Source organism: Paenibacillus sp. SORGH_AS_0306 (assembly GCF_030819345.1).
Taxonomy (GTDB): Bacteria; Bacillota; Bacilli; order Paenibacillales; family Paenibacillaceae; genus Saccharibacillus; species Saccharibacillus kyungheensis.
The window spans coordinates 4,143,130-4,162,288 of sequence record NZ_JAUTBP010000001.1 but is presented as its reverse complement, the minus strand read 5'-3'; the positions used below and the strand labels follow the sequence as shown (position 1 = coordinate 4,162,288).

Annotated in this window: 19 protein-coding genes; 11 read left to right on the top strand and 8 right to left on the bottom strand. The window is 38.4% G+C overall.

The genetic code is table 11. The features are described 5' to 3' along the window. Positions 1 to 71: 71 nt before the first annotated feature. Positions 72 to 1,409 carry a DUF2252 domain-containing protein gene (locus tag QE450_RS18410; RefSeq protein ID WP_307301151.1) on the bottom strand — a complete coding sequence of 446 codons (1,338 nt, stop codon included), beginning with the start codon at positions 1,407 to 1,409 and terminating at the stop codon, positions 72 to 74. 201 nt (positions 1,410 to 1,610) lie between these two features. On the opposite strand from QE450_RS18410, the gene gpmA reads away from it, so the two are divergent. Together gpmA and QE450_RS18400 are read left to right on the top strand one after the other, a co-directional pair. Then, positions 1,611 to 2,360, top strand: coding sequence for a 2,3-diphosphoglycerate-dependent phosphoglycerate mutase (gene gpmA / locus QE450_RS18405; RefSeq protein WP_307301149.1), 750 nt, complete (start codon positions 1,611 to 1,613; stop codon positions 2,358 to 2,360). Between the two features lie 13 nt (positions 2,361 to 2,373). Continuing rightward, on the top strand, positions 2,374 to 2,931 hold the full coding sequence (locus QE450_RS18400; RefSeq protein WP_307301148.1) for a hypothetical protein: 558 nt from the start codon (positions 2,374 to 2,376) through the stop codon (positions 2,929 to 2,931). A gap of 70 nt (positions 2,932 to 3,001) precedes the next feature. On the opposite strand, the gene QE450_RS18395 is transcribed toward QE450_RS18400, so the two are convergent. After that, entirely contained in the window at positions 3,002 to 3,964 is a 963-nt protein-coding gene (locus tag QE450_RS18395) for a TRM11 family SAM-dependent methyltransferase (protein WP_273613977.1), read from the bottom strand. 95 nt (positions 3,965 to 4,059) lie between these two features. Further along, positions 4,060 to 4,500, bottom strand: a complete 441-nt coding sequence (locus tag QE450_RS18390; protein WP_273613976.1) for a GNAT family N-acetyltransferase — start codon at positions 4,498 to 4,500, stop codon at positions 4,060 to 4,062. Between the two features lie 206 nt (positions 4,501 to 4,706). On the opposite strand from QE450_RS18390, the gene QE450_RS18385 reads away from it, so the two are divergent. Beyond that, on the top strand, positions 4,707 to 5,525 hold the full coding sequence (locus QE450_RS18385; RefSeq protein WP_307301145.1) for a hypothetical protein: 819 nt from the start codon (positions 4,707 to 4,709) through the stop codon (positions 5,523 to 5,525). On the opposite strand, the gene QE450_RS18380 is transcribed toward QE450_RS18385, so the two are convergent. After that, complete coding sequence (locus QE450_RS18380; RefSeq protein ID WP_274171585.1) at positions 5,518 to 6,984, bottom strand: aminotransferase-like domain-containing protein; 1,467 nt, start codon at positions 6,982 to 6,984, stop codon at positions 5,518 to 5,520. The genes QE450_RS18385 and QE450_RS18380 overlap by 8 nt on opposite strands. Positions 6,985 to 7,160: 176 nt before the next feature. Here QE450_RS18380 and QE450_RS18375 point away from each other — a divergent pair, with 176 nt between their 5' ends. Further along, entirely contained in the window at positions 7,161 to 8,117 is a 957-nt protein-coding gene (locus QE450_RS18375) for a DMT family transporter (RefSeq protein ID WP_307301141.1), read from the top strand. Between the two features lie 66 nt (positions 8,118 to 8,183). On the opposite strand, the gene QE450_RS18370 is transcribed toward QE450_RS18375, so the two are convergent. After that, complete coding sequence (locus QE450_RS18370; protein ID WP_307301139.1) at positions 8,184 to 8,708, bottom strand: hypothetical protein; 525 nt, start codon at positions 8,706 to 8,708, stop codon at positions 8,184 to 8,186. A gap of 205 nt (positions 8,709 to 8,913) precedes the next feature. Next, the gene (locus QE450_RS18365) at positions 8,914 to 9,438 is read right to left on the bottom strand and encodes a hypothetical protein (RefSeq protein ID WP_307301137.1); all 525 of its coding nucleotides are present in this window, start codon (positions 9,436 to 9,438) and stop codon (positions 8,914 to 8,916) included. Positions 9,439 to 9,617: 179 nt separating this feature from the next. Between QE450_RS18365 and QE450_RS18360 the strand changes: the two genes are divergently transcribed. Both QE450_RS18360 and QE450_RS18355 read left to right on the top strand, forming a co-directional pair. After that, on the top strand, positions 9,618 to 10,022 hold the full coding sequence (locus QE450_RS18360; protein WP_307301135.1) for a hypothetical protein: 405 nt from the start codon (positions 9,618 to 9,620) through the stop codon (positions 10,020 to 10,022). Positions 10,023 to 10,060: 38 nt separating this feature from the next. Beyond that, complete coding sequence (locus QE450_RS18355; protein ID WP_307302759.1) at positions 10,061 to 10,942, top strand: DMT family transporter; 882 nt, start codon at positions 10,061 to 10,063, stop codon at positions 10,940 to 10,942. Between the two features lie 23 nt (positions 10,943 to 10,965). On the opposite strand, the gene QE450_RS18350 is transcribed toward QE450_RS18355, so the two are convergent. Beyond that, the gene (locus QE450_RS18350; RefSeq protein ID WP_273613969.1) at positions 10,966 to 12,783 is read right to left on the bottom strand and encodes an APC family permease; all 1,818 of its coding nucleotides are present in this window, start codon (positions 12,781 to 12,783) and stop codon (positions 10,966 to 10,968) included. Positions 12,784 to 13,076: 293 nt separating this feature from the next. On the opposite strand from QE450_RS18350, the gene QE450_RS18345 reads away from it, so the two are divergent. Then, positions 13,077 to 13,319, top strand: a complete 243-nt coding sequence (locus QE450_RS18345) for a hypothetical protein (RefSeq protein ID WP_307301132.1) — start codon at positions 13,077 to 13,079, stop codon at positions 13,317 to 13,319. Between the two features lie 136 nt (positions 13,320 to 13,455). Beyond that, positions 13,456 to 14,169 carry a stalk domain-containing protein gene (locus QE450_RS18340; protein WP_307301131.1) on the top strand — a complete coding sequence of 238 codons (714 nt, stop codon included), beginning with the start codon at positions 13,456 to 13,458 and terminating at the stop codon, positions 14,167 to 14,169. An 85-nt stretch (positions 14,170 to 14,254) separates the two neighbouring features. Here QE450_RS18340 and QE450_RS18335 read toward each other — a convergent pair whose 3' ends face one another. Then, entirely contained in the window at positions 14,255 to 15,319 is a 1,065-nt protein-coding gene (locus tag QE450_RS18335) for a LacI family DNA-binding transcriptional regulator (RefSeq protein ID WP_307301128.1), read from the bottom strand. Positions 15,320 to 15,678: 359 nt separating this feature from the next. Between QE450_RS18335 and QE450_RS18330 the strand changes: the two genes are divergently transcribed. From QE450_RS18330 to QE450_RS18320, 3 genes are read left to right on the top strand one after another with little or no spacing between them, the layout of a single operon-like run. Continuing rightward, positions 15,679 to 16,611, top strand: a complete 933-nt coding sequence (locus QE450_RS18330) for an ABC transporter permease (protein WP_373462054.1) — start codon at positions 15,679 to 15,681, stop codon at positions 16,609 to 16,611. 14 nt (positions 16,612 to 16,625) lie between these two features. After that, on the top strand, positions 16,626 to 17,507 hold the full coding sequence (locus QE450_RS18325) for a carbohydrate ABC transporter permease (RefSeq protein ID WP_274171592.1): 882 nt from the start codon (positions 16,626 to 16,628) through the stop codon (positions 17,505 to 17,507). 36 nt (positions 17,508 to 17,543) lie between these two features. Further along, a complete protein-coding gene (locus tag QE450_RS18320; RefSeq protein ID WP_273613964.1) occupies positions 17,544 to 19,121 on the top strand; it encodes an ABC transporter substrate-binding protein in 1,578 nt (525 codons plus the stop codon). The last annotated feature ends 38 nt before the right edge of the window (positions 19,122 to 19,159 follow it).

Here is a 19,159-nt window from a genome sequence, read left to right as displayed (position 1 = left end):
AAAAAGTAAAACAGGGACAGATCTATCGTTACGATGAACTGTCCCTGTTTATTGGTAGCTAAAGTGATCTTTTATGGAGTTTGAAATGTCTGCGCCCAGTCACAGAAAATCGCATAATCTTTCTCGACCTGAGCGGCATAAGCGAATGCCCAACGTGAAATATGTTGTACAAATGCGTTGGGTTTGCGTCCCATCGCTTTAAGAATTTCTTTTTCACTATGATATGGCAGAATGCCTTTGTTCACATCGGCATCAGCACGTGCATGCATTTTGGCAGTTAATTTAGACATTGTACTGAGTACACTTTCCATATCTTCTATCGTTTCGATATCTTCTAATTTTAGACGCTTTTTGTAAGGTGAACGTTCTCGCACATAGAAATCTCGACCGTCTAACGTCAGAAAACCAAGATAAGGATCGGCTTTGTGATGCATCGCTTGTTGTGTTGTAGTTACACGCTTACCTTGATGGCTAAATGTCTGCCAGAATGAGTCGGCATAAGGTAGAAAATAAGCAGGCACAGGAGTCCGTACTTCTTTTACTTCCAATATAGCATCATCTTCACCTGCTCCTCGTAGTCCACCTTCGATCAATACATAATACCGATCCAGTCCGATTGAAGCAGTACCGGAACCATGCTTAATCGCAATATCTTTGATCCGATAATGATCTGCTTCGCCTTGATGACAAACTAAAGTCTGTTGATAAAAATCCCATGCTTGCTCTAACAATGTATGTTCTTGTTCAGAAGGAGTGACCAATTCAGCAGTTTCTTGAAAAACACGATCACTTTGCATAACCGCAGTAACTTTTTCTAGGAAATGCCCGTTACGGCGTTTTTCTAATTTCCTTAACAATTTGCGTACAGGGCCTTTAGCTTTGTTTTCATTCATAACAAATTTGGCGGGATCGTCTTTGTCTTCTACAAAACAAGAGATTTGTTTGTGATAACCTTTAACATAATGTTCTAACAGGTGCAATTGTTGCTCATCGGTATATTGAAGCTGTCGTCCAACTAATGCGATACTGACCGACATACGTAGCACATCATACAGATACGAACCGATATACCCTTCATCAAAATCATTGACATCATACACAATCTGCTTCGATTCATTACGAAAAGCACCAAAATTTTCGAAATGCAAATCTCCTTGAATCCATGTAGGACGTTCGGTAGAAGTATGATAAGGAAAGTAATGGCGGGTCGCATCAAAGTAAAACAAATACGAACTTCCGCGGAAAAAAGAAAAAGCAGACGTGCTCATTTTGCGATATTTTTCCGCTCTTTTGGGTGGGCTCAACGTCATAATCTTACGATCAAATTCATCCAGCACCGAGATTAATGTTTCTTTGCGTAATTTAGTACGCGTATGTATCACTTGCTCTGTCATATTAGGCGGTATCATCGTATAGTGCCTCCTCATCTTACAATATCTTGTCTAACATCATACCTCATTTGTATTTTAGCATTTTCTATTCAGAAGGGTGTACAGTAAAATGCAGTCAATTGAGCGTTAGTTGCAAATGGTTACGTAAAAGCATAATGTGGGTTAAAGAGTATAGATACTTCTCCATTAGAAGAAGTAAAGAAAAAGGAGTAGAGACTAATGTACAAAATTATTCTTGTTCGTCATGGAGAAAGTGTATATAATCAACAGAATTTGTTTACAGGATGGACAGATGTAGCGCTTAGTGATCGTGGAATAGAAGAAGCAAGAATAGCTGGACAATTAATAAAAGAAGCAGGATATACATTTGATCTCGCTTTTTCTTCAGTGTTAAAACGTTCGATTCAGACTATGCACTACATACTCGACGAACTGGATTTACTATGGATTCCTGAACAGAAGTCATGGAAATTAAATGAGCGTCATTATGGAGCTTTGCAAGGATTAAGTAAAATCGATACTGCTGAGAAATATGGAGAAGAACAACTTCAACTCTGGCGCAGAAGTCTTACGGTTCGTCCTCCTTTATTAAAAAAAGATGATCCACGTAGTCCACGTCATGAAGTACGGTACAACGAGATTCCAGACGATCAGATTCCATATGGTGAAAGTCTCAAAGATACAGTAGAACGTGTTGGAGAGTTCTGGCATGACTGTATTGTTCCTTTGATTCAGAAAAAAGAACATATTTTAATAGCCGCTCATGGCAACACTTTACGTGCTTTAATTAAATATTTAGAAGATATTGATGAAAAAACATTAACCGAGCTTAATATTCCGACAGGGATTCCACTTGTCTACGAACTAGATGATGATATCAATCCGATTCGACGCTTTTATTTAGGCGAAGATGAGCATATTGAACGCAAAACAAATGAAGTGGCTAATGAACATAATGTAAACGAATAATGAGGAGGAACTCATGCATATCAGACCTCAATTCAAAACAAGTCTGATTTTAGTGTTGGTGGCTTGTGTGATTGCACTGGGAGCTACACGCATTTATTTACAAAGCGAATATAGATCTAGTGTTTTTTCTGGAGTATGTTTATGTGTTGTATTAAGTACATTTGTTATGCGTGGTATCGTAAAGAAATATTATGAAGAACATACAGAAAATATACTAGCTAACGTTATCCGATGTCTGCGTTATTATAGTGTATATTTGATTGCCTTTTTAGTAGTGATGTTGATAGATACCGCATCTCTAAAGCAGTCGATTCCATTAACATTTGCTTTGCTGTTAGCAGGACTACTTGTTATTGAACCTGCTCGGAATCAATTGTTTACTAAGCGATGGCTAAGAATGATGAGTATATTATGGATTGCTATAGCATTGGTATATATCTTTATTGTTATTACGTATCATATGGAATGGGCTAATGTATATTCAATTATTATAGGGTTGCTAGTATACATTGTATTAGAATTGCTTTTGAGCTGGTTATTCCGCAAATATGCATTGCAATCATACTCATAAATAATACTAAAAGCATCTGTAAACATTTCTGCTACAGATGCTTTTTTGGTTTGTACTGTGTTCCTACTCATCAATGACAGACAAGAATTTGACGGGAAAATACGCCTTTAGCTCCTTTTTTCGCTTCTCCACGATCTGTAATCGAGAATCCGGCGGTTGCTATCATTTCATCGATATTCTCAATTGTGATCACGACAACTTTATCAGCGATTCGGCGAGCATGTTGTAGAATACTTAATTGTTCTTCAGGAGTAGTGGTTGAAAATAAATTGTAAGGCATATCAACAATTGCCGCATCATAATGTTCTGTAATATCTGCAATATCGCCTAAAGTTACTTCTCCTTTTAAGCCAAAATGCTTAATGTTGGCTCGTGCTCCTTGTGCAATATGCGGATTGATATCGCGTCCGACAATATCGATATCCATAGATAATGCTTCTACCAGTACAGTGCCGATGCCACAGCAAGGATCGATAGCTTTGATCCCTACAGGATTGGGAACCAAAATATTAGCAGCCGCTCTAGCAAGACGGGTATTCAGAGCAATAGAGTAATTTTGCGGTTTGCGCATATTGTGGAACCAGACAGCTTCATTTTTAAAATAATGACCTAAATACCAGCGTCCACCAAAAGGAACAATGCCGTACGTATGTTGAGGATGCTTCACATCGGCTTCTCCATGAATACGCATCCCTATTTCGCGTTCAATACCTAATCGTTCTTGATACTCAATTTTGTGATCTTGATCCAGATCGTTGATTTTGACAAAAACAACTTTAAATGTCTGATCAAGCATATCGATCTGTTCTGCTTGAGTATATATTTCTTCTAACGTATCGCCTTCGTACAATACTTCGATGCGTTCTTTGATAAACGGGCTACGGCTAGGCATAACAGCGATATCACTTTTAAGAATAAATTGATCGGTTTCCTGTCCAAAAAATGCTCTCATTTCCAGATAACAAAGTGAATGTTCATCCTGACGGTGAGAGTACGTATAAATATATTGCGGACTTGCATGTTGTTGATCCAATCGTCGTCCATCCTTTAAGCCAGTAGGGCTAATTATATTTCCTGCAAATCAGTCAAAAATAGCGCTGTTTTGCAAAATGTTTCATGTGGAACATTCTAGTGTTGTGGAACATCTTTTGAAAAGACGTAAAAACTATCTCGTTTTTCCCAACCGTTTGCTACCCAGAAGTGTTGACCTTCCACATTTGTTGCCATTACGAAAATATGGCATTTATCGATTCCGGCATCAGTTAAGCCTTTCATTGCTTTTTCAATCAATTGTGTCGCAATTCGTTGTCCTCGATATGCAGGATCGACTGCCAGATGATACATATATCCACGCCTACCATCATGACCGGCAAGTAATGTTCCTGCTAGAACAGTCGTCTGGGTATCTAGCTGTTCTTCCGCTACAAACGAACAATAAGGATTACGCTCTAAATATGTTTGAATATGAGGTAATGAATCGGCTTCGCTTAACCACATACCTTCAGTATGCTCCCAAAGCTCAATAATTTCATTATAATCTTCAATTTTCATTTCTCTGAGTGTAATCATGTTTATTCCTCCGTTATTGTAGGTAATCTAAAGTAAAAGTGATGATTTGCTACTTATTTGTAAGGAACTTGCTGTGAACAGCATTTTTTTCTGGTAATTACATCGATTAAGGCTTAGCATGTAATAGAAGCTAGCATGACACACGTTGGAATTGAATTTACGTTTACTATAAAAATGAATATCGAACGATCAAGGAGGCACTCCTTTTGAATATAAAGAAAAACGCTACAAAATGGTTGATGATCACTATTATTTTATGTGCTCTTTCACTAGAAACGGTATCTGCAGCAAAGTTTCATTCTAACCAACAAGTCACTGAAAATGGTGAACCTTTAATGGTAAACACTGTTAATATAGAACAATTAGATTTTCCGATTGCTCAATCCAACCTATTTAACATTATGGAAGATGCAAAAGTAATTGCAAGCGATCCTGATCTTCATATTACGATTCGTGGCAAAGAAAAATCGGACGGTACGTACGAAAATATGTCTATCCATGCACCTACATTTACTGGTTTGTTAGATGGTGTACAAGTCGTGAATCCAGCATATGCACCGCAACTGTATTCTACAGATTTGGATGGTGATGGTGAACCGGAAGTGATCGTTGTTCTAACGAACGGATATGGCACCGGCATAGACAGAACAGAAGTTAAAGTTTATCGGCAAGATGGTACGTTGATTCCCGTAGAAGATGCACAGCAAAGCTGGAATACTTCTTTTCAAACACAGATAAATAAGCAACAGATTGATATAACATGGAACCAAAAACAGATGATTTTGCCGACTTCTATCCTGCAAGACCCTACAGATTCGGTAGCAAATGGACTACAAATAGGTGCGGTTCGTCAATACAAAATCGAAAATGGACAACTGGTCGTTGCAGGTTCTGTTCAAGTCGGTATGATGAACATTTTGGGTGAACTCACTACAGTGTATCAGTATCAGCAAGGCAGATTACAAGCCCATTCTTTCCAACTAGAGCTAGATGAACCGTATCGCTCTGCGATTCAGATCAAGTAGATTCCATTTCTTTGGCAATGGATACTAACTGCTGAATACCTTGCCGAATCTCATGTTCACTGGCAAATGAAAAGCAAAGACGGATATATTGCTGTGATGTATCGTTACGATCAAATAGTGATCCAGGCACAAAAGAAATCGATTGTTTGAGACAACGAGCCAGTAATTCAGGAACAGATAGATGATCAGGCAATCGAACCCAGAGGTTGAATCCGCCTTGAGGGGTTTCATAATACCAGCCGGTTGAAGAGAGTTCTTCTTCCATAATTTCTAAGCGAATCCGTAAAGCGATTCGTAGCTTTTCGATATGTTGTTGCAGACGACTAGATGTGAAATACAGCAAAAATACTTTCTGATTCAGCAATGGTGTACCGCCATCTGCGAGTGACTTGGCAGCAAGTAAAGGAGTAAACCACTCCGGTCTAGCTACAATACAAGCCATTCGCAGTCCTGGAGACACATATTTGCTAAAGCTACGAATATAGATCGTGTATCCTTCAGTATCATAAGCAAATAGCGGAAGCGGCGGCTTTTGATCAAAATAAATATCATGACAAGTATCGTCTTCTATCAATAAACATTCATATTGAGCGGCTAGATCGACTAGCTGTTTGCGTTGTTCTGCTGATATACAGACACCTGTCGGATTGTGAAATGTAGGATTAAGGTAAAAGAAGCGAGGTTTGTACTTTTTCATCGCCTCTTTGATCTGAACAAGATCATAACCGTTAGCATCAATAGTGATCGGAACCAATTTGGCTCCTTTTTGCTCAAAAACATCCAAAGCACTAGCATAAGCAGGCGTTTCAATCAGCACATGATCACCCGGACGTATCCATACTTCTGCGATGAGCGATATCGCTTGTTGAGCACCTGTTGTAATCAAGATTTCATCGGCATGTACATGAAACTGCGCGGTATCGGTAAAGTAGCGTTGAAGCATCTCTCTGAGCTCCAGATCGCCTTGTGCGGTAGCATATGTACCTAACAACTTGGGATATAGATCGAATACTTGTTTGACGTATTCAGCAAAATAATGATTTGGTAATAGATTCGGTGTAATAAGCGCTTTGGAGAATTGATAAGTAGCTTCTATTCGATGCAGTTCGCCTAGATTTCCTTGAAATAAAGGCAGACCTAATTCCGCTTCATTGGTTAAGACTTGCAGAGCAGGCGGTTGCACATAATAGCCGGATTTATCACGAGCATAGACATGACCATCTTCTTTAAGATGTTGATAGGCTTTGAAAATCGTTAAACGGTGCATTCCTGTATCTTCTGCTAGCTGACGAACCGAAGGTAATTTGGCATGAGCTTGCCAGTCTCCACGCTGGATACGTGTTTGGATATAGGTATAAACGGTTTGAAAAGAATGTTTACTTTGTGACTTATAGGATGATGAATCGACTGTAAGATGGGGCTGTTTTTTTTGCGGTTCAATCAGCGGTTTATTTGTCATATCCACATTCCTTTCTGAGTCTATAGCAGATCATAGATTATTAAGTTCAATCAAGAGTAGAAAGTGTATCTAGTGTAACGCTTATATATCCCTGTATCGTATCATCTGTTCTGTGGCATTCCATCTGTTCTATTGATGTTCCTTTACAATAACAGAACACAGAGGAGGAATGGAAGATGGTATTACTGGGTTATGCAATTATGTGTTTGATTTTTGGAACAACCTTTCTAGCGATTAAGATAGGGGTCGATGCAGGATTACCGCCTTTCTTTTCCGCAGGCGTTCGGTTTCTACTCGCTGGATTGATCTTAATGATCTGGATGTATGCACGTAAAAAGGTAAGCTTCTCTTTATTATTACGTAAAGAAACACTATTTATAGGGTCAGGTCTAACCTTTTTTACTTTTGCAGCGTTATACTGGGCTGAACAATATATTACGTCCGGGGTAGGTGCTGTTCTGTCTGCTACGGCTCCAGCTATTATTTTAGTGATTCGAGCAGTGATATTGAAAGATAAAGCACCAAGCATTTCATTTATTGGAGCGCTGATTGGATTAGTCGGTGTCGCTTTGCTGATGTTACCCGGGTTATCCGGTCAGTATCATGCACTATGGGTAATTGCTTGTCTGGTTGTCGTGTTAGGGGAATTTGGCTATGCAGCAGGAGCTGTGTATTCCAAGCAGGTAGTTTCTAAATTACAAGGGAGTTCACCGATTGCGCAAAATGCAGCTCAAATGATACATGGTGGTTGGATGTTATTGGTGCTGTCTTTGATTACCGAGCATAGTCAAATACATATCGAAACGATGTTCAATTCAGCGGCGATAGGCTCAATGGTGTATTTGATCGTGTTGGGATCTATGGGAGGGCATACGTTATTCTACTGGCTGATCTCGCGGACTAATCCTGTATTTCCATCGACATGGTTATACATTTCGCCAGTGATTGCTCTCGTACTTGGATGGTTGATCTATAAAGAACCACTAAATTGGATAATGGGATTAGGAGCTATGATTATTCTGATCGGTGTCATTTTAACGAATATCGAGACATTGCGTTCGTTATTTGCAAGCCAAGCTTCAAAAGCAACCAAAGACAAAAATACTCCGATCATCAAAGTCTACAAAAATTAAAGTGTATACAAAGAAAAGACCTCCATCTGCTAGGAGGTCTTTCTGTGTATAGATTATATAAAATGATTATTGATTAATTGCATAAATGCCAGGCTTATTATTCATCGGAGCGATCCAAATCTCGCCATCGCCAATCATGACACCCATATCACGTATAAACAATTTATCGAGACGCTGGTTGGCTAATGCTTTTTTAACTTTAGCAGTCATAATTGTATTGTATTCTTTTATAAATTGAGACTGATTAAGAATACTTCTTTTTTTATTATTGCTATTGATCACTAGCGGGTAAGAAATACGATTCGCTACCGCTTCTTTATTTCCATTGGCTACTGCACGACGCAGATTGGCATAAAATCCAGTGAACTGTTTGACATTATCAAATCCAGCTACACTCACCAGTCGTTTTTCCTGCTCGGCAGTGAGTTTGTCTACTTTTGCTTTGGTAGTAGCAGTAGATTCAGTAGAAGCGATGGTAGAGACAGGGGCTGTAGTTGTATCCGCTTGTGCTGATACAGACAGAGCAGGGATAGCAATAGATCCAGCTAATACAGAAGTCATCACGATTGTTATTCCTTTTTTGATATTCATTATTCATACCTCCTAGAGACTGATATATTCAAAAGATCATGACAATACGCTAACTTCATTTAGGCTACATGATAATGACTTATAAAATAACAATAACGTAAAATAATAACAAAGTAAAAGAAGGATCTTAGTTTAGAGCTATTTATAGCTAGCTTCGTTAAGTATAGAAATACGCTTCTTATAGGCAAAGCCTTTCTATGGATGATTAATCATGTAAATTTTGATTAATAGTATATACACCTGGTTTATCATCTAACATAGCTATCCACATTTCGCCACTACCAATCTTGACACCTTGATCACGAATAAATAGATTATCTAAGCGTTGATCAGCTAATGCTTTTTTCGTTTTCGCAGTCATAATTGTATCGTATTCAGCAATAAATTGTTTTTTGTTCAAAATTTTGCGTTGGTGATTATTGCTATAGACTGACAAAGGGTAAGAGATACGATTAGCTACCGCTTCTTTATCATTTTTAGCGACAGAACGACGAAGATTGTTATAAAATCCAGTAAATTGTTTTACATTATCAAATCCAGCAATATCAACCAGACTTTTTTCTTGTTCAGGCGTGAGTTTGTCTACTTTCGTCTTGGTTGTTGCCTGAGTAGAAATAGCCTTGGTAGTCGTATTGGCTTGTGCAGAAACAGATGATAAGGCAGGGATTGTAAGCGATAAAGCCATAACAGAAGTGAGCATGATTTTGATTGTTTTTGTATTTTTCATCATAGGTTGCCTCCAGAAATATATAGATTGAATGGACGAGAACATATCGTCTAGAAACATTATTCAATAGATTACAGTCACTTGTAAAACAACAATATAGTCATGGCAAAGTAACAGGATAGTCATCGTAAAATGCCATAAAATTCAAATTTTAAAAGATATATCTTAGAAAGGAGACACCTATGAACCCATCGGATCAACCTCCCAAACCAGCAGATCAGGGCTATCATTACCGCGAAGAAATTCGTATGAATCAAGCTTTACCTTTTTATCAACCACCTAAATATAAAGCCGATTGGATTCGCTGGGCAGACGAAACCGTAGCGTTTGAAACGCAGCGAGAAGCATACGAATGGATCAGTAGTGGAGCGTATAATGAAATCGGCAAATGTTATGATGGCTACCGTAGCCATGATCCTAAAATGGCAGAAACATTAGCTTTTCAATTGCTTCAATTACAGACGATCAGAGAAGCTACTCATCGTATCTATACCGATATCGATTATGAGGCTACACCGAATTGGTATATGGTGTGGGTGGAGAAGATCGATAAGGTAGAAAAAAATGAAAATAAGGTAACAGAATAGCATATTTTATAGCACAGAAAGGAAGAAACAGCGTGAAAATCCATCCAATTGCCTTTTTATTGATTATTCTGCTGACTACTTTTTTGATGGGTTCTTCTTTTGCTGTCGGTAAAATAGGCTTACATTATAGTTCGCCTTTATTTCTAGTATCGTTACGATTTTTGATAGCAGGTGGATTAATGACCTTGATCGTATCACTGCGAGGCTTGCCTGTACCCAAACGTTCAATAGATTGGGGAAAAATAGCTACTATAGGTACACTACAGACAACAGGCGTAATGGCATGTACATTTCTCAGCCTACGTACGATTACTGCTGGCGAATCTTCTATTTTAATATTTACCAATCCATTGCTAGTGGTTGTGTTCGGTTCATTGCTTTTACGTGCTCGTTACCGTTGGACACAATGGCTCGGTGTAGTCCTAGGTGTACTCGGTGTAGCCATCACAATGGGGCTTCATATGCAATTAAAGTCAGGCACGATTCTAGGAGTGGTAGGAGCCTGCTCATGGGCGATCGCTACTCTACTGATGAAACGCTGGTCAGGCATATGTAATGTCTGGGTACTGACTGCTTATCAGATGCTATGTGGTGGAATCCTATTATTACTACTTAGTCTTGTACTGGAACAACCACATTTTGAATGGAATTTAATCTCTACAGGCATTTTATTATGGTTAGCTATTATGGCTTCTATCGTTCAATTTGCAGGTTGGTTTTATGTACTGGGTAAAGGCGATGCTGCTCAGACCAGTGCTTTTCTATTTCTAGCACCATTCTTCGGCGTACTCTCCGGCTGGTTACTACTTGGCGAACAAGTCCAATGGTACGTCTATATCGGTGGTATTTTTGTATTCCTCGGCATATTTCTAGTCAATTGGAACTTCAATAAACCCAAAAAAGAGGCAGACCCTATATAAGGTCTACCTCTTTTTAGTTAATTCTATTTATTCAAATGGTATGGAACAGTCGCAACAACAACGTCTTTGTAGTTAATCAGATAAGCACGCATCAATAGACTGGTCTGATTATGCAAAATCGTTTCCCACCAGTGATGAGTGACAAACTGCGGAATCAGGACGGTAATATGATCGGTTGCTGATGTTTTCCATTCAACGGTATCAATAAAGCGACGTAAAGGCCCTAGAATACTGCGGTAACGTGATTTCAGTACAATCAGACGTACACCTGGATTCCATTCTTCCCATTTCTGCTCCATCTTATGAATCGCTTCATCATCGAAACCAACATAGACAGCAACGACATTAGGAGATAACGTCTTCGCATAGCTGATCGTGTTCATCACTACACGTGTAATGCCGGCAACTGGAATAATAATCGTATTTCCTTTGACTTCAGGCTTATCGACTTTGATATCGATACGTAATTGTTCTGCTGTATTTTCATAATGCGTATAGATTTTGTAGAAAATGTATACGACAAACGGTAAGAACAGAAAGATAACCCATACTTGCGAGAACTTGGTGAAAATAAAGATCAATGTGATCGATAATGTGGTTAACATACCAACAGTGTTAATCGTTAACTTCAATCCCCAGTTCGATGGTTTGAGACGAATCCAGCGAATCATCATTCCTAATTGTGATAAGGTAAACGGAATAAATACACCAACCGCATACAGTGGAATAAGATTCTCAGTGTCTCCTTTAAATACAATAACTAACAAAGCAGATAATAGACTCAAAATAATAATACCGTTAGAGAAACCTAGACGATCACCACGTACCATAAACATATGTGGCATATATTTATCTTTTGCTAACATAAACGCAAGTAGCGGGAACGCAGAGTACGCTGTATTGGCTGCAAGGAATAGAATCAGTGCAGTTACACCTTGAATCACATAATACAGTGTCCCATGACCAAACGTCATGCGGGCAATTTGAGAAATAACCGTTTCAGTTGCACTTGGATGAATACCATACCAGTAAGCAAGCAGTGTAATTCCGATAAACATCGCACCCAAAATAATACCCATCATTAGAAGTGTAGCGGCTGCATTTTTCTCAGCAGGCTTACGGAAGTTAGGAATAGCATTAGATACAGCTTCTACCCCTGTCAGTGCCGAACAACCCGAGCTAAATGCTTTGAGCAATAAGAATAGACTTACATTCGAGACGGTACTATCAAATTGCGGAGCAGCGGCTTCGATTCCGCCTGTAAAGTAACGAATAACTCCTGTAATAATCAGTACAAAAATAGCGACAACGAATAAATAAATAGGAATAGCGAGTACAGATGCAGATTCAGTTACACCACGTAGATTCATAATCGTTAAGAATACGATCATCACAAGCGCGATCAGAACCCGGTGATCATGCAATACTGGAAAAGCAGAAGTAATTGCATCTGTTCCGGCGGATGAACTTACGGCTACAGTTAGGATATAATCAACAAGTAACGATCCACCTGCTATTAAGCTGGGGGCTTTACCGATATTATCCTTGGCTACAATGTACGCACCACCACCTGCTGGATACGCAAAAATCGTTTGGCGATACGAAATAATTAAAATAACCAACAAACCAAGCACCGCGATCGAGATCGGAACCGAATACCACAAAGCAGCAAATCCAGCAACCATGAGGACTAGCAAAATTTGCTCTGTTCCGTATGCCACCGAGGATAGCGCATCGGAAGAAAGAATTGCTAGTGCTTTAAGCCGACCTAATTTTTCAGCTTCAAGTTCTGCTGACTTCATCGGCCTTCCGATTAATATACGCTTGAACTTACCCAACATCTTGTGCACACCTTCATTTCTTGAAATTTAGAATTTTAGCATTTAGAAAGACTAATCAATTTACGTTTTATATACACGCATTTCCTACGAATCAAGCACAGCAAATAATGCTTGTTTAAGCTAGCTTTTTAGGCAAGCGTATATCATTATACTCTAGCTTTGTAAAAAGTCATCACCTATTTTAAACAAATTTTATAAGTAAAAATATACAAAGCGATATTTTGAACCCATCCTACTTCTATCTTCGTATATAAGACATTAAGAGATCATACAAAAATAGCAAGGAGAACTATATGAAAAAAGTCATGCGCCGGATATTATGGGGATTATCCGTTATTGTTTTTATCGGAATTATAACGTGCTTTTATATGGGATATTTTATGTATGCCTACGGTTTAATTTTTCTGGTGATCAGCATTTTATTTGGGATCGGGCAGATTGCACAAGTTAATAATAGTGTGTGGATGCACCAAAATGGATATGATCGTCATATGAGAGAACAGATTGAGCGACAACAACGCAATCGAGAAGAATAAGCTTGAATGTAATGTTGTATAGCAACAACAATCGTCTTTTTAGAAAATGGTTAAAAAAACCATATATAACATATAATTAGGTAAAGCTGATTGTCCGATATGATATATAACGTTATATATCATAAGGAGGATATGAATGATTTCACGTAAATGGATCGTTACCGCTTGTATAGCAGGAGCTACACTGATTGGATCCACAGGAGTCTATGCAGGAGCTAATTTGCAATCGATAAGTGCTTATCTTAATAACGGTCTTTCGATTCAAGTCAATGGAAGTGCGTATACTCCAACAGCCAATGGACAGACATTGGCGCCGATCACGTATCAAGGTACAACGTATCTTCCTGTCCGTTCTATAGCAGATGCCCTTCAAGTGGGAGTCAAATATGATGCTACAGCTAATCAAGTGATTATCAATTCTACACCACCAACCAGTACTGCAAATGGAACAACGAGCACAACCTCTGCGAATACAAGTATGAATACTGCACCGATTACGATGACCACACAGGTATTTCCAACCAAATATTTACCGCAAGATATTCCGTTTCCATCGGATGCGCATGCCACAAGTGTGAATGAAGATCTAGCTGGTAATGGAGAAAAGCAGTCGTTTATTATTTATACTACCCAAGAAGATTTGGTGACTTTGGGCAACGCTTATCAGACCTATTTTGAGGGACAAGGATTAAATGAGACTAACTCGATTATTGATTCCGATTCATTAAGTATTGTAGGAGAAGTAGAAGGAAGCTACGGAATTTCGATTCAAGGCAATCCATTACCAAATCAACCGAATTATAATCAAATCAATTTCACATGGACCGAACAACCTGCTTCTGCTGATTGATTGTGATACAGATTAGATTTGAATACAGAATAACCAAAAAAGCTTGCACTGATCCTTGTTCAAAGGGTCGTTGCAAGCTTTTTGCTTAGGATTGAGATGGAAGCGATGATTGATGTAGTACAGCCGAAGATTCACGAAAAATAGGATGAGTCTGTACATGCGATATTTGATACGGACGATTCGGATTTTTGATACGAGCTAACAATGTTTCTGCGGCATTGATTCCCATATCAGTACTAAAGATGTGCACTGTAGTTAAAGGAGGATCGACAATCCGAGATTCTGAAGCATCATCAAAAGCACAGACCGATATGTCTTCCGGTATTTTTATTTGATTGGCTTTGAGTACTTGTACAAGATGAACAGCGACAAAATCATTCGTACATACAAAAGCAGAAGGTTTGTGAGACATCGCTTTGAAGTGACGATCGATCCAATCTTTTTCCTCGAAAAATTCTCTATCTTTACCCAAAATACAACAAGCTCGATCCAAAGCAATCCTTGCCTCTACCAAAGCTCGATTGAAGCCGATCCAGCGTTCGTTAAAGCTTTTACAGTGATTATAATCGCCTACAAAACCTATTCGTTGATGACCTTGCTGTATTAACGTTTTGGTCATTTCGTATACACTATGTTCATTTTCCATAAGGAGTAGATCGGCTTGTAATGAAGGCGAAGGTAGATCGACTGCACAGTCAATAAAGATCGTAGGCAATCCCAGACTGGTGATCTTTTTGCTGTAATCGCTATCAAATAATTCAATACAAATAATACCATCCATTTTGGACACTTCAAAATTGTTAGGTAACGTCAAGGACTGAATATCTGCTTCACGCACAATATGAATAGAGATCGTATATCCTTCCATACTCATTCGCTTTTCAAATCCACTAATTAGAAAAGAGCCAAAATGCGAATTGTTAGGCAGACTTGATGTTAATAGAGCGACATTACCGGTAGACTTGGGCATTAAATAGTCAGATTCTACATAAGCAAATTGTTTATATTTTAATTCGGCTGCTTTTTGAATGACTTTATTTCGTGTTTCAATCGGGATTGTTGTATTGCCATTAATAGCTTTGGAAGCGGTATTGCGGGATATATTTAGAGCGTCTGCAATATCCTGAATAGTCACTTTTTCTTTCTTCATGATCGTTTGTCCACCTTTAATCATCACATATTTTCAAAAGAAACGATTCGTTATCAGGTCTATATTGGGTATTCGTTATTTGTATTAAATGTATAATAATTCGCATTGAATAGCAAACTGATTTTACAAATGTAAACTTAAATTTGTGCATAATGTACATTTATTATCTTGATTTGACGAATTAATGTCAATTAATTAAATGCAAATGTAAAATAATATTTTTACAAAACGTATTGACGAATGAACAATTTGTTTGTTAAATTGTAAATCATAGTCATGTATTACAAAATGTAAGCCCTTTCTTAAAAACGGAATAGGACTTAAAGGAGTGAAATCATGTGGATGGAGTAGGACAGAAAATAAAAGCAGGAAAAGGTGAAACGATACACAGGAAAATATTGAAAAAAAAGCAAAATCATTATTTTCTATACGCGTTGTTAGCCCCGGCTCTTATACTGACGATCGTATTTAAATATATTCCGATGTACGGAGCGATTATTGCTTTTAAAGACTTTAGTCCACTCAAAGGTATTTTGCGAAGTGATTGGGTCGGGCTTAAATATTTTGAAAAGTTTTTACATTCACCGAATTTCACAGATATTTTTACCAACACGATTTCGTTAAGCTTGCTAGGTCTAATCTGTAGCTTTCCTATTCCTATTGTACTAGCGCTAATGCTCAATCAAGTCCGACAAGCCAAAATAAAGAAAAATGTACAACTGGTGTTGTATGCACCGAACTTTATCTCTGTTGTTGTTATTGTCGGGATGTTATTTATCTTTTTATCGCCTGTCGGTCCTATCAATCAACTGGTCAGTGCGATATTTGGTCAACCGCTGATGTTTATGTCAGAACCCGAATATTTTAGATGGATCTATATTTTGTCAGGGATCTGGCAGGGTGCAGGATGGTCTTCTATTATTTATGTGGCGGCTTTGGCAGGTGTTGATCCTGAGCTACATCATGCGGCAAGTCTGGATGGAGCTAATCTACTACAACGTATTCTGCATATTGATCTACCAACGATCCGACCGATTATGGCGATCGTGTTTATTTTAGCGGCAGGTGGCATTATGTCGATAGGTTTTGAAAAAGCATACTTAATGCAGACATCTATGAATTTACCTTCCTCTGAGATTATTGCAACCTATGTGTACAAAGTAGGGCTACAAGCAGGTGATTATTCTTATTCTGCGGCAGTTGGATTATTTAATTCTGTGATCAACGTCTTTTTATTAGTAGCTGTCAACTTTGTAGTGAAAAAACTCAATGAAGGCGAAGGCCTCTATTAAGGAAGGTGTACCGGATGAATATGGCATCCTCACGTATGGATCGGTTCATTATTATTTTAAATTATATTCTGCTGACGTTCTCAGTACTGATTATTGTCGTACCGCTTATCTATATTGTAATCGCTTCCTTTATGGACCCTATCGCTCTACTTAACAAAGGGATTTCCTTTAATATATCCAGTTGGAGCTTAGAAGGGTATCGCAAAATTTTGGGCAATGAAGCGATGACGCGTGGATTTATCAATTCTGTGTTTTACTCGGTTAGCTTTTCGATTTTAACAGTGATTGTGTCTGTATTTGCAGGTTATGCGTTATCTGTAAATGAATTAAAAGGTCGCAATCTATTTATGACCATGTTTATAGTCACGATGTTTTTTGGTGGTGGATTGATTCCTACGTATTTGCTAGTCAAAAATCTAGGCATGTTAGATACAGTCTGGGCGATCCTGTTACCGGGGATTGTGAATGTCTGGGATATTATTCTAGCACGTACGTTTTTTAAAGGTATTCCAAATGAATTAAAAGAAGCCGCGAATGTCGATGGAGCGAACGATTGGACGATCTTTTTCCGTATCGTATTGCCGCTGTCCAAGCCTATTATTTTTGTGATCGCTTTATATGCATTTGTCGGTCAATGGAATTCTTATTTTGATGCCATGATCTATCTGGATAATGCGAAGCTGTATCCATTGCAATTGGTGTTGCGTTCTATTTTGATTCAGAACCAGACGATGCCCGGTATGATCGGTGATCAATTAGCGATGGCAGAGCTGAAGCGTCTATCTGAAATGATCAAATATTCTTCGATTGTAATTTCAAGTCTGCCGTTGTTAGTGATGTATCCATTTTTCCAGAAGTATTTTGAAAAAGGTGTTATGGTCGGTTCGCTCAAATAAGCAGGGCATCTCAATACAGTAATGGAGGCAAATATAATGAAAATGATCCAAAAAGTGTCTATCTCCGGTTTGACAATAGCGCTACTTTTAACAGGTTGTAACTCGGGTGCATCTAATCAAAATACCGATCCCAATGGTAAAGTGACTTTGAATTTTTTGACCCAAAGTTCTGCGCTTGCTCCTGCTGATCCGAACGATAAATTAATCAATAAACGGTTGGAAGAAAAAACAGGTATTCATATCAATTGGAAAAATTACACGACCGATCAGTTTGTAGAAAAAAGAAATTTGGCAGTTGCGAGTGGCGATCTTCCAGATGGTATCTTTGATGCTGGATATAGCGATTACGATCTGCTCAAATTAGCTAAAGATGGCGTGATTATTCCGGTAGATGATCTGATCAACAACTATATGCCTAATTTTCAAAAAGTATTAAAAAAAGCGCCTGAGTACAAAAAAATGATTACAGCACCAGACGGACATATTTATTCTTTCCCATGGATTGAAGAATTAGGGACAGGTAAAGAAGCGATTCAATCGGTAGATGATTTCCCTTGGATCAATCAAGCATGGCTCAAAAAGTTAGGGCTTAAAATGCCTAAAACGACAGAAGAATTAAAACAAGTATTGATCGCTTTCAAAACGCAAGATCCGAACGGTAACGGAGAAGCTGATGAAATTCCGCTATCTTTTATCGATAAGCCGGGTGGTGAAGATTTGACCTTTTTGTATGGATCATTTGGACTCGGCGATAACTGGGATCATACTGTCGTTACCAATGATGGCAAAGTTGTTTTTACTGCATCGGATAACGGATACAAAGATGCGATCAATTATATTCATAGCTTGTATCAAGAAGGTCTGATTGATGTGGAATCTTCTCAACAAGATTGGAATACGTATCTAGCAAAAGGAAAAGACAAACGTTATGGATTGTATTTCACATGGGACAAAGCCAATATTACTGGTTCTAATGATGATTATGAATTGATGAATCCGTTGGCTGGCCCAAATGGACAGATTAATGTAACCCGTACAAATGGAATGGGATTTGATCGCGGTAAGATGGTCATTACCAGTACCAATCAACAAATAGAAGCAACAGCTAAATGGATCGATCAATTATACGAGCCACTACAATCGGTACAAGATAACTGGGGAACGTACGGAGATACCAAAGAGCAAAATATTTTCAAATTCGATAAAAAGAAAGGCATGTTGGAACATCTTTCTTTAGAAGGATCAGCGCCTGTTGAAGTACGTCAAAAAACCAATATCGCTGGCCCGCTAGCAGTTCTCAATGAGTATTATGGAAAATACACAACAATGCCTGATGATGCGGCAGCACGATTAAAGCTAATGAAGAAAGTAATGGTTCCGCATATGCAAGCTGATCATATTTATCCTAAAGTATTCTTTTCTATTGAAGAGTTAGATCGCTTATCGACGATAGAAACGGATCTGTTCGCTTATGTCCAACGCAAACGTACAGAATGGTATCAAAATGGAAAAGTGAATGAAGAATGGCCTGCATATCTACAAGAATTAGATCGCCTGGGATTACAAGAATGGCTACAAATCAAACAATCAGGATATGACCGCAATCAGCAATAGCATCAACATTGACTATAACGATACCGAAGGAGCTTTAT

Excerpts from the sequence above, each read along its gene's own strand:
- QE450_RS18320 (WP_273613964.1), top strand. The coding sequence starts at position 17,544 with ATGAAAATGATCCAAAAAGTGTCTATCTCCGGTTTGACAATAGCGCTA.
- QE450_RS18345 (WP_307301132.1), top strand. The coding sequence starts at position 13,077 with ATGAAAAAAGTCATGCGCCGGATATTATGGGGATTATCCGTTATTGTT.
- QE450_RS18380 (WP_274171585.1), bottom strand. The coding sequence starts at position 6,984 with ATGACAAATAAACCGCTGATTGAACCGCAAAAAAAACAGCCCCATCTT.
- QE450_RS18400 (WP_307301148.1), top strand. The coding sequence starts at position 2,374 with ATGCATATCAGACCTCAATTCAAAACAAGTCTGATTTTAGTGTTGGTG.
- gpmA (WP_307301149.1), top strand. The coding sequence starts at position 1,611 with ATGTACAAAATTATTCTTGTTCGTCATGGAGAAAGTGTATATAATCAA.
- QE450_RS18360 (WP_307301135.1), top strand. The coding sequence starts at position 9,618 with ATGAACCCATCGGATCAACCTCCCAAACCAGCAGATCAGGGCTATCAT.
- QE450_RS18325 (WP_274171592.1), top strand. The coding sequence starts at position 16,626 with ATGAATATGGCATCCTCACGTATGGATCGGTTCATTATTATTTTAAAT.
- QE450_RS18410 (WP_307301151.1), bottom strand. The coding sequence starts at position 1,409 with ATGATACCGCCTAATATGACAGAGCAAGTGATACATACGCGTACTAAA.
- QE450_RS18350 (WP_273613969.1), bottom strand. The coding sequence starts at position 12,783 with ATGTTGGGTAAGTTCAAGCGTATATTAATCGGAAGGCCGATGAAGTCA.
- QE450_RS18335 (WP_307301128.1), bottom strand. The coding sequence starts at position 15,319 with ATGAAGAAAGAAAAAGTGACTATTCAGGATATTGCAGACGCTCTAAAT.
- QE450_RS18390 (WP_273613976.1), bottom strand. The coding sequence starts at position 4,500 with ATGATTACACTCAGAGAAATGAAAATTGAAGATTATAATGAAATTATT.
- QE450_RS18370 (WP_307301139.1), bottom strand. The coding sequence starts at position 8,708 with ATGAATATCAAAAAAGGAATAACAATCGTGATGACTTCTGTATTAGCT.
- QE450_RS18340 (WP_307301131.1), top strand. The coding sequence starts at position 13,456 with ATGATTTCACGTAAATGGATCGTTACCGCTTGTATAGCAGGAGCTACA.
- QE450_RS18375 (WP_307301141.1), top strand. The coding sequence starts at position 7,161 with ATGGTATTACTGGGTTATGCAATTATGTGTTTGATTTTTGGAACAACC.
- QE450_RS18365 (WP_307301137.1), bottom strand. The coding sequence starts at position 9,438 with ATGATGAAAAATACAAAAACAATCAAAATCATGCTCACTTCTGTTATG.